This is a genomic window from Paracoccus caeni, assembly GCF_016629665.1.
GTDB classification, from domain to species: Bacteria; Pseudomonadota; Alphaproteobacteria; order Rhodobacterales; family Rhodobacteraceae; genus Paracoccus; species Paracoccus caeni.
Window position 1 is genome coordinate 159,240 of sequence record NZ_JAEPRQ010000003.1, and the last position, 12,642, is coordinate 171,881.

14 protein-coding genes are annotated in these 12,642 nt (G+C 60.6%); 2 read left to right on the plus strand and 12 right to left on the minus strand.

Translation table 11 applies throughout. From position 1 onward, the window contains the following. Positions 1-5: 5 nt before the first annotated feature. A protein-coding gene (locus JJJ17_RS10320; RefSeq protein ID WP_200686087.1) for an IS5 family transposase occupies positions 6-817 on the minus strand; the annotation gives its coding sequence in 2 pieces (ribosomal slippage) (positions 6-481 and positions 481-817; 813 coding nt in all). Between the two features lie 366 nt (positions 818-1,183). Between JJJ17_RS10320 and JJJ17_RS20390 the strand changes: the two genes are divergently transcribed. Next, positions 1,184-2,338 carry a Hint domain-containing protein gene (locus JJJ17_RS20390; protein WP_234464027.1) on the plus strand — a complete coding sequence of 385 codons (1,155 nt, stop codon included), beginning with the start codon at positions 1,184-1,186 and terminating at the stop codon, positions 2,336-2,338. 58 nt (positions 2,339-2,396) lie between these two features. On the opposite strand, the gene JJJ17_RS10330 is transcribed toward JJJ17_RS20390, so the two are convergent. The 3 genes from JJJ17_RS10330 to JJJ17_RS10340 form a co-directional block, all read right to left on the minus strand. Then, on the minus strand, positions 2,397-2,780 hold the full coding sequence (locus JJJ17_RS10330) for a hypothetical protein (RefSeq protein ID WP_200686089.1): 384 nt from the start codon (positions 2,778-2,780) through the stop codon (positions 2,397-2,399). Positions 2,781-2,846: 66 nt separating this feature from the next. Further along, complete coding sequence (locus tag JJJ17_RS10335; RefSeq protein ID WP_200686091.1) at positions 2,847-3,032, minus strand: hypothetical protein; 186 nt, start codon at positions 3,030-3,032, stop codon at positions 2,847-2,849. Positions 3,033-3,098: 66 nt separating this feature from the next. Continuing rightward, on the minus strand, positions 3,099-3,464 hold the full coding sequence (locus tag JJJ17_RS10340; protein ID WP_200686093.1) for a hypothetical protein: 366 nt from the start codon (positions 3,462-3,464) through the stop codon (positions 3,099-3,101). 342 nt (positions 3,465-3,806) lie between these two features. Here JJJ17_RS10340 and JJJ17_RS10345 point away from each other — a divergent pair, with 342 nt between their 5' ends. Then, entirely contained in the window at positions 3,807-5,183 is a 1,377-nt protein-coding gene (locus JJJ17_RS10345; RefSeq protein WP_200686095.1) for a GntP family permease, read from the plus strand. A gap of 125 nt (positions 5,184-5,308) precedes the next feature. On the opposite strand, the gene JJJ17_RS10350 is transcribed toward JJJ17_RS10345, so the two are convergent. The 8 genes from JJJ17_RS10350 to guaA form a co-directional block, all read right to left on the minus strand. After that, positions 5,309-5,455: an entericidin A/B family lipoprotein gene (locus tag JJJ17_RS10350; protein WP_200686097.1), complete on the minus strand. Its 147-nt coding sequence runs from the start codon at positions 5,453-5,455 to the stop codon at positions 5,309-5,311. Positions 5,456-5,515: 60 nt separating this feature from the next. Next, complete coding sequence (rbsD, locus tag JJJ17_RS10355) at positions 5,516-5,899, minus strand: D-ribose pyranase (RefSeq protein WP_200686099.1); 384 nt, start codon at positions 5,897-5,899, stop codon at positions 5,516-5,518. Positions 5,900-5,909: 10 nt separating this feature from the next. After that, positions 5,910-7,091: a dipeptidase gene (locus JJJ17_RS10360; RefSeq protein WP_200686101.1), complete on the minus strand. Its 1,182-nt coding sequence runs from the start codon at positions 7,089-7,091 to the stop codon at positions 5,910-5,912. Positions 7,092-7,201: 110 nt separating this feature from the next. After that, positions 7,202-7,687, minus strand: coding sequence for a GNAT family N-acetyltransferase (locus JJJ17_RS10365; protein WP_200686103.1), 486 nt, complete (start codon positions 7,685-7,687; stop codon positions 7,202-7,204). Further along, positions 7,684-9,501, minus strand: a complete 1,818-nt coding sequence (locus tag JJJ17_RS10370; protein WP_200686105.1) for a M3 family oligoendopeptidase — start codon at positions 9,499-9,501, stop codon at positions 7,684-7,686. The genes JJJ17_RS10365 and JJJ17_RS10370 overlap by 4 nt, the downstream gene beginning before the upstream one ends. 73 nt (positions 9,502-9,574) lie before the next feature. Then, positions 9,575-10,165 (minus strand): putative quinol monooxygenase, encoded by a 591-nt coding sequence (locus JJJ17_RS10375; RefSeq protein WP_234464028.1) that lies wholly within the window; start codon positions 10,163-10,165, stop codon positions 9,575-9,577. Beyond that, positions 10,162-10,896: a DUF72 domain-containing protein gene (locus JJJ17_RS10380; protein WP_200686107.1), complete on the minus strand. Its 735-nt coding sequence runs from the start codon at positions 10,894-10,896 to the stop codon at positions 10,162-10,164. The genes JJJ17_RS10375 and JJJ17_RS10380 overlap by 4 nt, the downstream gene beginning before the upstream one ends. Before the next feature lie 106 nt (positions 10,897-11,002). After that, positions 11,003-12,562: a glutamine-hydrolyzing GMP synthase gene (gene guaA, locus JJJ17_RS10385; protein ID WP_200686109.1), complete on the minus strand. Its 1,560-nt coding sequence runs from the start codon at positions 12,560-12,562 to the stop codon at positions 11,003-11,005. Between the last annotated feature and the right edge of the window lie 80 nt (positions 12,563-12,642).

The window sequence follows — 12,642 nt, forward strand, 5'->3', positions numbered from 1 at the left end:
CTAGGTCATTTTGACAAATGTCGGCGCCCTAGCCTGATGCAGGCGATGTCTATGAAGCAGAGGAAGCTGTCTGTGGTTTCGTTGTAACCTGTGGCGAGCCGACGGCTGTTCTTCAACTTGTTGAAGCAACGCTCGACCATGTTGCGCAAAGTGTAGATGACCTTGCGAACCTTTCGGTTCTTGCGCATCGGTAGTGAGAAGGGTCTGAAAACAGTCCGGAGGACTGTTTTCCCGACGAACGGTAGGGCGTTACGGTTTTCGATATCTTCCCGAATTTTGTCGGTATCATAACCTCTGTCCGCCACCAGCACGGCGGGCTGTAGCAGGTTGTCGGCCATCACCAGATCATAGCCGATATAATCGGAATCCTGCTCCGGCGTGATCACGGTCGACATCGGGAGGCCAGCGCCGTTGACGCGGAGATGGATCTTGGTCGTAAAGCCACCTCGCGAACGGCCAAGGGTCTCTTTCTGAGGCCCCCATTTGCGCCCGCCGCATGATAATGGGCGCGTATTGCGGTGTTGTCGAGCATCTGTAGCGTGTCGGGCGCGATCCCCGCATAGTTCAGCGCGTCCAGAATGTCCTCCCACAGCCCCGCCAATTTCCAACGACGGAACTGGCGGTAGACCGATGACCACTTACCGAACTCCTCGGGCAGATCGCGCCAAGCGGCACCAGTCCGTGCGATCCAGAAAATTCCTTCTATAACAATATGATGGTTGGATGGCCTGCGCCTGTTTGGATGCCTGACAGCACGCATGGAGGCTTCGAAGAGGACCCACTCTTCGTCGGATATCAACTTGCGTGCCAAGCTCATCTCCCACGTGGAGATGAACGTGAATCACAAGTCCACGGACAAGGAAATCCATTCTGTCAACACAACCTAATGACCGATGTATCAGCGGTTTACGCCTATTCGCGGGCAGAATGCGTGATCTTGTGACAGCATTTTTCACAGGTTACCGCACTTCTGCTTCGAAATTGTTCAGCGATGTTGGCAGTCAGAAGCTTTTCGCGCGAGTCGATATGGCTTGCGCGAAAAATTTTGCCTTTTCTGGAAATCAACTCCCGTATAGATGGATGGAAGTTATGCGCTAACATTCAAAAATAGTTAATAAACGGGATGTTTTGCGTCATGTTAACGATTTGATCCAAGCGCCAGTGCGCGAGTAGGTTTCGTCTTATGGTTGATTACGCCAGAACCGTTCTGTATCTCGGGAACCGCCCGATCGCGGATACGCTTGAGGGAGTGAACAACGGAGCAACCGAGAATACCGCTGCTTTGCTGGGCAACTACACCCCAGATGACGGTTTTCAACTGACGACGATCATCTTGCGCGATCTTGAAGGCCTCACCCCAGGCAGCGCGCCGAATGGTTCGATCGACGAGGATGTCACCAACTACATCGAAGGCGGGATTCTGAATCCTGACAGCGACGACCGTGTGCTTTACAATATCGGTGCGGGAACCGTTACCGCGCGGTTAGACATGGTCCAGCTTGCCAATGCTCGGCTCACCTTGGGCGACGGTTCCACTCTCACGGTCAACAACCTTGTCATCGTGCAGATGACAAACGGCGCGGTGTTTCTGGCAGAGCATCCCAGCCTTCCGTCGACATTGGACAATATGAAGATTCAGTCTGTTCAAATTTTGGCAGTTAATACAACGAATTACATCAACTGGACACTTCCGCCGGATATTACCGGGTCAGAGATCGTCTGCTTCGCCACCGGCACATTGATCGACACGGAACATGGGCCGATTCCGGTCGAGGACCTGGAAATCGGTATGAATGTCAGGACGCTTGATCGGGGTTTGCAACCGATCCGTTGGCTTGGATCGCGCAGGCTTACCTCAGCAGAGCTTGCGGTGAATGAAAAGCTACGTCCGATCCGCATCCGACGCGGGGTCTTGGCCGAGAATGTCCCGGATCGCGACCTGATCGTCAGCCCGCAGCACCGTATCCTCGTCAGTTCGCCTATCGCGCAGCGCATGTTTGGCGCGCGCGAAGTTCTGGTGGCAGCAAAGCAATTGCTGGTCCTAGACGGGGTCGAGATTGCCGATGATATCGGCGACGTGACCTACCACCACTTTCTGTTCGACAGGCACGAGATCGTCACCTCGAACGGGGCGATGACGGAATCGCTGTTTCCGGGTGGCGAGGCGCTGAAAGCGGTCGGCCCTGAAGCACGTGAGGAAATCTTTGCGATTTTCCCCGAATGGCGCGACAACCTTCCCCATTTCGAAGCCGCGCGAGAGTTTCCCGCAGCGCATCAGGCGCGCAAACTTGCCTTGCGGCACCAGCAAAATGGCAAACCTTTGTTCGCATCCGACTAGACCCCGCTACATTTTGCGGATCATCCGGTCCTTCTGATCTAAACGGTGCATTTGTTCTTTATCGCCGCCAGAACGGAAACTCGATCTGACAGTAGTTCCCGACGGCCATGCCAATCGAGACCGAGCCATCGCGGGGACCGCCGCCGAAATGCGACAATCCGGCCCCTTCGGCCTTTTGCGCCCCATCCAGCGTGAAAACGATCCCGTCGCCGCCACGCCGTGGTTTCGGCGATGCGCGCCAGAGCCGTGTATCGCCCGGCTGATCCAGCACACGCTTTGCGAAATCACCGGCAGCGCACCAGTAATCGGTATCCCCACGTCGCGGATGAAACTCGACCGACATCTCGGTCGGACCAATCTGTCTTACCGTCATCCCGTTCTGCGCGATGAAGGCGGAAGCGGGCAGCGGCCACAACAGCAGCACAATGGCGAATAGTCGCATCAGAGCCTCCTTGCTATAGCACAAGCCTTGCGCGCAAGACCTTCGCTTGCAAGCCCCGCTGGCCGGTCAGCGCTTCTTGCCGGTGCCTTTTGCAGGAAACCAGATCGCCATCCATCCGTCGATCCACGCGCGTTGCCAATCCTGCATCATCTTGGTCTGGTTTCGGCTGATCTCGGCCATCATCTGCCCACGGGCCGCGCCCGCCGCGCTGTTCGCTGCAGATAGCCACGCACTCATCCATGGATTTTTCATCTGAACCTCCGGCAACAGGATGTGACTCAATACGGCAGCCTCGATCCGGTTCCGCCCGTACCTGGTCTATTCGCGCCCGACGACATCGCGCCACGCCGTTTCGTCCACCTTCCGCAGCCGTTCCAGCGCGGCCACGGCCTCGGCGCGAAGTTCGTCAATGCTACGCCGCTTCACCTCGGTGATCTCGGCGGTCAGGGCGTCGATCTCGGGCAAAGGCGTCCCTGTGGATAGCGACAGCGCCTGCAATGCCTCAAGCACCTTGCCAAGTTGCTTGCCGTAGCTGGCAACCTCGGTCACCACTTTGTCCTCGATATAGGGGCTGCCCTTGATATCTGACGACCAGAAGCGCGGATGAATTTCCTGACTGACCTCGACATCCCCGGAGAACGGAGCCTTCCAAAACGGTGTGAGCAGATTGAAGGGAAGGGCCATGGCAACCTCGTCAACCAAACATGCCATATGTTTGGATGCGCCGGGTATCCGGTCAAACAAGAACGCATGACCGGAACCGGCAACTCTGGTTTCCGGTGAAGTGGCCCTAAAAGCGTGCAGTGGCTGGCGGTATTGCCGGTTTTATCGGCGCGGTGATCGCGAGAAGTCAGCAACAGCAGGGCTTTTCCTAGCTGCGACCGAACACCGCCCGCGCATAGCCACGGCGCCACAAGTCAGGCAAATCGGCCGGTCCTCTACGCATCGCGCTTGCGCCTCATGGATGGTTCCGGCAACCCTAGGCTGAATATCGTCCCATCCGCCGATGGGCCAGTGGAGGAACCCATGAACAACGCCATCGAACCGGCTTATGGCACAGCAACGCTGCTGCTGATCGCCGCTGCCGCTGTCGCCTTTCTTTTGCTGCTGATCCTCAGATTCAAACTGCACGCCTTCATCGCGCTGGTTCTGGTCAGCCTGATCACGGCGCTTGTCACCCGCATCCCCTTTGCCGATGTGGTGCCGACGCTTTTGGGCGGCTTCGGATCGACGCTTGCCTCGGTCGCGATCCTTGTGGGCTTCGGCGCGATGATCGGACGGCTGCTGGAAGAGACCGGCGGCGCGCAGGTGCTGTCCGAGAGGCTCATCGACACTTTCGGAGAAAAGCGCGCACCCTTTGCGCTTGGCCTCGCCTCGCTCATGTTCGGCTTTCCGATCTTTTTCGATGCCGGTCTGGTCGTCATGCTGCCGATCATCTTCACCGTCGCGCGGCGTTTCGGCGGCTCGGTTCTGACCTATGCTCTGCCTGCGGCGGGCGCGTTTGCGGTGATGCACGCCTTTGTGCCGCCGCATCCGGGTCCGGTCGCAGCAGGGGATCTGCTGGGCGCGGATATCGGACTGTTGGTCATCGTCGGCCTGATCATCGGTCTGCCGACATGGTATCTGGGTGGCTATCTTTACGGTCTCTATGCCGGGAAGAAATTCAACCTTCCTGTCCCCGCCCTGCTGGGTGAGGTGAAAGAGTTCCGGCCCGAAGACCTGCCGCGCTTCTCGACGGTCCTGTCGGTCCTACTGCTGCCGCTGGCGCTGATCTTTCTGAACACCGGGCTGAACACGCTGGCGACAGCAGGGTATCTGGATCGCGGCGCGCTGTGGTTCCAAATCCTGCGGATGCTGGGCGATACCTCGATCGCGCTGCTGATCACGGTGATCTATGCGATGTGGGCGCTTGGCAACGGGCGCACCGGCGCGCAGCTTGAAAAGATCATGAACGACTCGCTTGGTCCGGTTTGCGCGATCATCCTTGTGACCGGCGCGGGCGGCATGTTCGGGGGCGTGTTGCGCGCCAGCGGCATCGGGCAGGCGCTGGCCGGGTCGCTGGAGCAGATTGGCATGCCGCTGATCGTGGCGGCCTTCCTTGTGGCAACCGCGCTGCGGGTGGCGCAGGGCTCGGCCACGGTGGCGCTGACGACGACGGCGGGGCTTCTGGCACCAACGGTTGCGGCGACCACGGGGCTGACCGGGCTGGATCTGTGCTTCCTCGTCATCGCCATCGCCTGCGGCTCTACCGTGCTGAGCCATGTGAACGATTCCGGCTTCTGGCTGGTCGGGCGGTTCCTTGAGATGGATGAAAAGACCACGCTGAAAACATGGACAGTGATGGAGACGCTTCTGGGCACCATCGGCTTCCTGATCGCATGGCTGGGGTGGGTGCTGCTGTAGCGGCGCCAAACAGGCACGCTGCACACGGACTATGGAGGGGGTATTTGCCCCCTCTTCTCGCGACAAAAAAGAAAAAGGGCGGCACCAAGGCCGCCCGAATCCCCTGGCAGAACGCCGGGTGTGGGTCAGTAGCCCTGCTGCGCCTGAGCGCTTTCCTGCTGCACAACCTGACCTGCGGTCTGAATGTCGCGACCGGCACCCTGCATCGTCTCGCAAGCCGAAAGCGCCATCATCGCCAACACGGCACTCAAACCCAAAACTTTCTTCTGCATTGGTCCACTCCTACATAAATAGCTGTGATCGCAACGCTATTGCGCAGTATGGGTTCCCGGTCAGAAGGCAACGCCCGACCACAGGCAGATATTCGCGTAGGGGGTAAACTCGCCCGTTCTGACCACTGCGCGTGCATCACGGCTCAGACGCTTGAAGTCTTCGTGGCTGACCGTCTCGACACGTCCAATCGACCGTTGGCGGAAGGCGTGGGCCAGTTCCTCGGACGCCTCGGTCGCAATCGCTGCGCGTTCCACGACCAGTTCCGACAGCAGCGCGTCCAGCACGTCGAAAAGCCCCGGCACGCCGCGCGTGACGGCAAGGTCGATCACCCGAACCCCCGGCGGCACCGGCAGACCGGCATCGCCGACCACGATCAGATCGCCATGGCCCATCGCCGCGACCAGCCCCGACAGTTCCGCATTCAACAGCGTGCCGCGTTTCATCAATCGCTCCTTACTCAGCAGGCAGAACTTCGGCCAGATAGGCCATCATATTGCCGCCCATCACCTTTGCGATCTGCGTCTCGGTCAGTCCGGCATCCATCAGCGCCTGCGTCAGCGCCGACAGATGCGCCGCATCGAAGGGCGCATCGACAGAGCCGTCATAGTCCGAGCCAAGCGAGACGTGATCTTCCCCCACCAGCGCAATCGCCGCGCGGATGCTGGCCGCGATGTCGGCAGGCGCGCGGCCACAGACCACATCGGCCCAGTAACCGATGCCGATCAACCCGCCCTTGGCGGCGATCCCGGCGACCAGTTCGTCGTCCAGATTGCGAGCACTGCTGCAGTGACCGTGAATCCCGGTATGGGACAGGATCGGGCGCGTCCCCTCGATCGCCAGCACATCGCGGACCATTTGCGGCGAGGCATGGGCAAGATCGATCACCATGCCTTTGGCCATCATCTGCTCGACTACCTGATGCCCGAATTCTGACAGCCCGTTGCCCGAGCCACCCTCGCCATGCAGGCTGCCGCCCAATTCGTTGTCGAAGAAATGGGTAAGGCCCATCAGCCGGAAGCCCGCATCATACATCACATCAAGATTGGCGATATCACCTTCAAGCGGGTGCCCGCCTTCCGAGCCCAGCATCGCGCCCAGCAGCTTTTGCCCGCCTTCACGAGCCTCCAGCACGGCGGCCAGATCGGCTTGGGTGCGGATGACCCGCAGGCTTTCGGGGTCACGCGCCGCCGCCCGTTCCAGCGCGCGGGCCTGCACCAGCGCACGGTTCTTGAGCGAAAACCAAGACGAGACCGGGCGAAGCTGACCCATGAAGAGCGGCGTTATATTGTCCGCAGCCTCGGCGCTGTTTTCGCCATAGTTCTGGCCGCGCGGGCTTTTGGTGACGGTGGTAAAGACCTGCACCGCGACATTGCCTTCTAGCAGGCGCGGCACGTCGGTATGGCCGCGCTCGGCCCGTTTCAGGATGTTGCGATCCCATAGCAGGGTGTCGGCATGCCAGTCGCCGATGACCAGTCGGTCATGTAGTGCTTGCGCCTCAGCGCTGACGGGCCAGCCATTCTCGGGCATGGTCATCGGGTTCAGGCCACGCTCGACATAGGCGGGGGCGAAAATGAAGAAAGCGGCAGCCGCAATGATCAGCACAGTGGCAAGTCCCAGAAGAATTCGTTTCAGCATCCGTCCCTCCGATTTGCGGGTCAGAATAGCGCGGGGACGCGGCAAGGCCATGACGAAGATACGGATGCCCGGCAATAACGTTGGGGAAGGCGATGACGTCGCGCTTCGCTTCAGGCTGGTGCAGGGGCAGCTTTCAATTCCAGCCGCATGATATGTTGTGGCCCAGCTTCGCCCTCTGGCCAGACGCCGCCCTCATCCAGAAAGCCCGCCTTGCCGTAAACCGCATAGGCGGCGGGGTTGCGGAAATTCACCGTCAGATAAAGGTTTTGCGCCTGCGGATAGGCGGCGCTGACATAGCCGCGCAGCGCCTGCATCGCCGCCGTGCCGCTGCCCTTGCCCTGTTCGCGCGCATCCAGAATGACACCGCGAAGGCCCAGATCGCCATGCCCGGCGAAATCATAGGTTTCAGAATAGGCCCGGTCGATGCGGAACAGGCCGATGGCGAGATCGTCTTTGCGGATTTCATGCAGGTCCATCGTCGGCGGCGTGTTCACCGCGTCGGCGACCGTTCCCGCGAAGACAAGCTGATCGGGCCGCAGCTTGATATGCGCGACCCGATCGATATCCCCGCGATCCAGCGGATGCAGGGAAATCACGCTTCTAGCGCCTCCAACTCGTCGATGAATCCTTCGATCATCGACAGGCCCTTGTCCCAGAATTGCGGGTCCGAGGCGTCAAGTCCGAAAGGTGCCAGCAATTCCTTGTGATGCTTTGATCCGCCCGCCGACAGCAGGTCGAAATATTTCTGCTGGAAGTCGGGAAGCCCGTCCTCATAGGCGGCGTAAAGCGCGTTCACCAAGCCGTCACCGAAGGCATAGGCATAGACGTAGAAGGGCGAATGCACGAAATGCGGCACATAGGTCCAGAAGGTTTCATAGCCCGGCATGAACTCGAAAACCGGGCCAAGGCTTTCGGCCTGAACCGACATCCACAGCGCATTGATATCGTCGGGCGTCAATTCACCCTCGGCGCGGGCGGCATGCAGTTTGCATTCGAAATCGTAGAAGGCGATCTGGCGGACCACGGTGTTGATCATATCCTCGACCTTGCCGGCCAGCAGCGCCTTTTTCTGCGCCGGATCGGTGGTCTTGGCCAGAAGCGCGCGGAAGGTCAGCATCTCGCCAAAGACCGACGCCGTTTCCGCCAGCGTCAGCGGGGTCGAGGCCAGCAATTCCCCCTGACCTGCCGCAAGGCGCTGGTGAACGCCGTGGCCCAGTTCATGGGCCAGCGTCATCACATCGCGCGGCTTGCCCAGATAGTTCAACAGAACATAGGGATGCACGGTGGTCACGGTCGGATGGGCAAAGGCGCCGGGCGCCTTGCCGGGCTTGGCGGCGGCATCGATCCAGCCCTTGTCAAAGAACGGCTCGGCCAGTTCGGCGAGCTTCGGAGAGAAGCTGCCATAGGCGTCCAGCACGGTCGCCCGCGCCTCGGTCCAGTCGATGGTCTTCGGCGTCTCGGTCGGCAGCGGGGCGTTGCGGTCCCAGACTTGCAGCTTGTCCAGACCCAGCCATTTGGCCTTCAGCGCATAATAGCGATGCGACAGACGCGGATAGGCGGCGGTGACGGCGTTGCGCAAAGCCTCGACCACTTCCGGCTCGACATGGTTCGACAGGTGGCGGCCATATTGCGGAGTGGGCATCTTGCGCCACTTGTCCTCAATGGCCTTTTCCTTGGCGAGCGTGTTGTGGATGCGGGCGAACAGCTTGACGTTATCGCCAAAGACCTTGGCAAGCGCATGGGCGGCGGCTTCGCGCTTTGCCCGGTCATGCTCGGTCAGAAGGTTCAGCGTTTCCTCAAGGCTCAGCGTCTCGCCATCGACCTCAAAGGTCAGTGCGGCGGTGGTTTCATCGAAAAGGCGGTTCCATGCGGCTGCGCCGACGACGGAATTGTCATGCAGGAACTGTTCCAGCTCATCGGACAATTGATGCGGGCGCATGGCGCGCATGCGGTCGAAAACCGGTCTGTAGCGGGCGGGACCATCCGGCGCGGTGAAGACGGCATCATAGGTCGCGTCGGGGATGCGATTGAATTCAAGGCTGAAAAAGACCAGCGGCGTGGTGATATCGGTGATCCGGCCCTGAAGATCGCCCAATTGCTTGGCGCGGGCGGCATCGACGGTGTTCTGATAATAGCGCAGGCCCGCATAGGACATGATCCGCCCGGCGATGATGTCGATGACCTGATACGCCTCGATCGCCTCAAGCATCTGCGGCGCGGTGAGGTCGGCCAGTTTGCCCTGATAGCGGGCGGCGAAATCGTTCACCTTCGCCTCAAGCGCGTCGATATCGGCGGTCAGTTCGGGCGCGTCGGGGGCCGGGTAAAGATCGGTCAGATCCCATTCGGGCAGATTGCCAAGGGAAGCGCCTTTGGTCGCCTCATTCGCGTCGAAACTCATCGGTCCGGGCATCATCGATCCTTTCTGCTTTGCGCTAGATTTGGACCGGCAGAGGCGCGTTCGCAAGGCTCAAGCGGCGATTTGATCAGGCAGGCTGCGCTCCGGTGACCTTCAGGATCGCGGTATCGATGCCAAGCGCCTGCGCCTTCGGGTGAATGACGGGCCGTGCGTCCGACTGACCAAGCGGGAAGTGGCCAATGATCGTGCCCGCCGCTGAGACGACAAGCGAGGGGTGCAGGTCGCTCTGCGCGCCAGTCGCGCGGTGAAGCGCTTCGATGGCCGTGTTATCGGACGCAGAGGCGGGCCTGATCAGCGGCTGGACCTCGTGACGCTGAAAGTCGCGGGCGATTGCGGTGCTTTCGCGCCCCCATTCGCTTGCACGGTTACGCGACTGATGGGCCTCGAATGCGTCTTCGTCGATGAACAGCTCCGAGATGTGCCAGATCAGCGGATCGTCATCCTGCCAGGCGTCGAAGCGCAGGCAGCCCGGCTCGGCCCGGCTCAAATCGACATGACCGGGCAGCAGGGACAAAGCCGTCATCACCTGACCCGCATCGGCGCAGATGAGGCGTCCTGTCAGCGCAGCCATCGGCCGGGACAGGATGATCGGGATGCCGGTTTCATCCTCGTGATGGTGGTCGTGGGTGTGGTGGTGATGTCCGCAGGAGCAACTCATTCTTTCAGCCGTTCGATCAGCGCCATGGCGGCGGCGGGGTTGCGGGGTTTCTCGCCCGAGATGACATAAAGATAAAGGTCACGATCCTTGGCAATCTTGCGCGCCTCGTCGGCCCAGCGGTCCAAATCGGCGGGGCTGTAGCCTTCCGGCAGATCGGTGGTGCCCATCAGGCGCAGATAGGCGAAATCGGCGGTCTGGGCGTCAATCTCGGGGAATTTGCTGTCGCAAGCGCGGACGATGGCAACGTTCTTCGCGCGGCACAGATCGGCGGCCTCGGTGGCTGCGAAACTGTCATGACGGACCTCGACCGCGTGGCGCAGCGTCAGGCCGTCATAGCTGGTGGGCAGAAGATCAAGGAACGCCGCAAAGTCCTCGGGGTCGAATTTCTTGGTTTCGGCGAACTGCCAATTGATCGGGCCGAGTTTCTTGCCCAGACGAGTCACGCCCGAATTAAGGAACCGTTCTGCGCTCTCCCTCGCCTCGGCCAACACGCGGCGATTGGTGGTAAAGCGCGGGCCTTTGACGGCGAAGACAAAGCCCTCCGGCGTCTCGTCATGCCATTTCTGAAAGCTTTCGCGCTTCTGGCTGCCGTAATAGGTCGCGTTGATCTCAATCGAGGTCAGGTGGGTGCTGGCATATTCCAGTTCCCGCCGCTGCGGCAGACCATCAGGGTAGAAAACACCGCGCCACGGCGCAAAATTCCAGCCGCCAATGCCGATATGGATCGCCATGATCGCCTCCATCCTTCGATGGTCCCGACCTTCGGCGCTTGGCTGGATGAGGTCAAGGTGGCGTCGAGCCTCCCGGACAGATGTCAGCGATGAAATGAGCCGAGGGCTATTCCCACTCGATCGTGCCCGGCGGCTTCGAGGTGATGTCATAGGTGCAGCGGTTGATGCCCTTCACCTCATTGATGATCCGGGTCGCCGTTTCGCCCAGAAACTCATGGCTGAACGGATAATAATCCGCCGTCATGCCATCGACCGAAGTGACCGCGCGCAGCGCGCAGGCGTAGTCATAGGTGCGACCGTCGCCCATCACGCCGACCGTGCGGACCGGCAGGATCGCCACGAAGGCTTGCCAGATGTCGTCGTAAAGTCCGTGTTTGCGGATCTGGTCGATGAAGACCGCATCGGCTTTGCGCAGGATCTCCAGCTTGTCGCGGGTGATCTCGCCGGGGCAGCGGATGGCGAGGCCGGGGCCGGGGAAGGGATGGCGGCCGATGAACTGGTCGGGCAGGCCAAGCTCTCGGCCCAAGGCGCGGACCTCGTCCTTGAACAATTCGCGCAGCGGTTCGACCAGCTTCAGCCCCATCTTCTCGGGCAGGCCACCGACATTGTGGTGCGATTTGATCGTCACCGAAGGTCCGCCAGAGAAGCTGACGCTTTCGATCACGTCGGGATAGAGCGTGCCTTGGGCCAGAAACTCGGCGCCCTCGATCTCGCTGGCATAGCGTTGGAACACATCGATGAACAGGCGGCCGATGGTCTTGCGCTTGACCTCGGGGTCGCTGATGCCTTCCAGCGAGCCAAGGAAAAGCTCGGTTTCATCGGCGTGGATCAGCGGGATATTGTAGTTGTCGCGGAACATTTTCACGACTTCGTCGGCCTCGTTCAACCGCAGCAAGCCGTGATCGACGAAAACGCAGGTCAACTGGTCGCCGATCGCTTCGTGGATCAGCACCGCCGCGACCGAGCTGTCAACACCACCCGAAAGGCCGCAGATGACGCGCTTGTCGCCGACCTGCTCACGGATCTTGCGGATCGCCTCGTCCTTGTAGCTGGCCATGGTCCAGTCGCCGGTAAAGCCCGCCAGCTTGACGAAATTCTCCAGCATGGTGCGACCGTTCGGGGTGTGGTGCACCTCGGGGTGGAACTGGACGGCGTAGAAATGGCGCGACGGATCGGCGATCATCGCCATCGGCGCGTTGGGCGAGGTGCCGATGATTTCGAATCCCGGCGCAAGTTCGGTCACACGGTCGCCATGGCTCATCCAGACTTCTTCGCGACCGCTGTCGAAAAGGCCAGCGAAGATGCCGTCGCCCTTGTGACCCGGTGCGGGAGAGATGAAGGCGCGACCGTATTCGGCATGGTGGCCCGCTTCGACGCGACCGCCCAACTGCTCCATCATCACCTGTTGGCCATAGCAGATGCCAAAGACCGGCACGCCCATGTCGAAGACCTGCTGCGGGCAACGGGGGCTGCCTTCCTCGGTCACGCTGGCTGGACCACCCGAAAGGATGATCGCCTGCGGAGCGATCTCGGCCAGCAATTCGGGCGAGACGCTGTTGAAGGGGCGGATTTCGCAATAGACATTCAGTTCGCGCAGGCGACGCGCAATAAGCTGCGTGACCTGGGATCCGAAGTCGATGATCAGAAGGCGCTGATGCTGGGTCATGTATGCGCTTTAAGCGGCAGTCGGGCTTCGCGCAAGGGGCGGATGCGGCCAACGGTTGCGGTAACCGTTGCGTTCGTCCG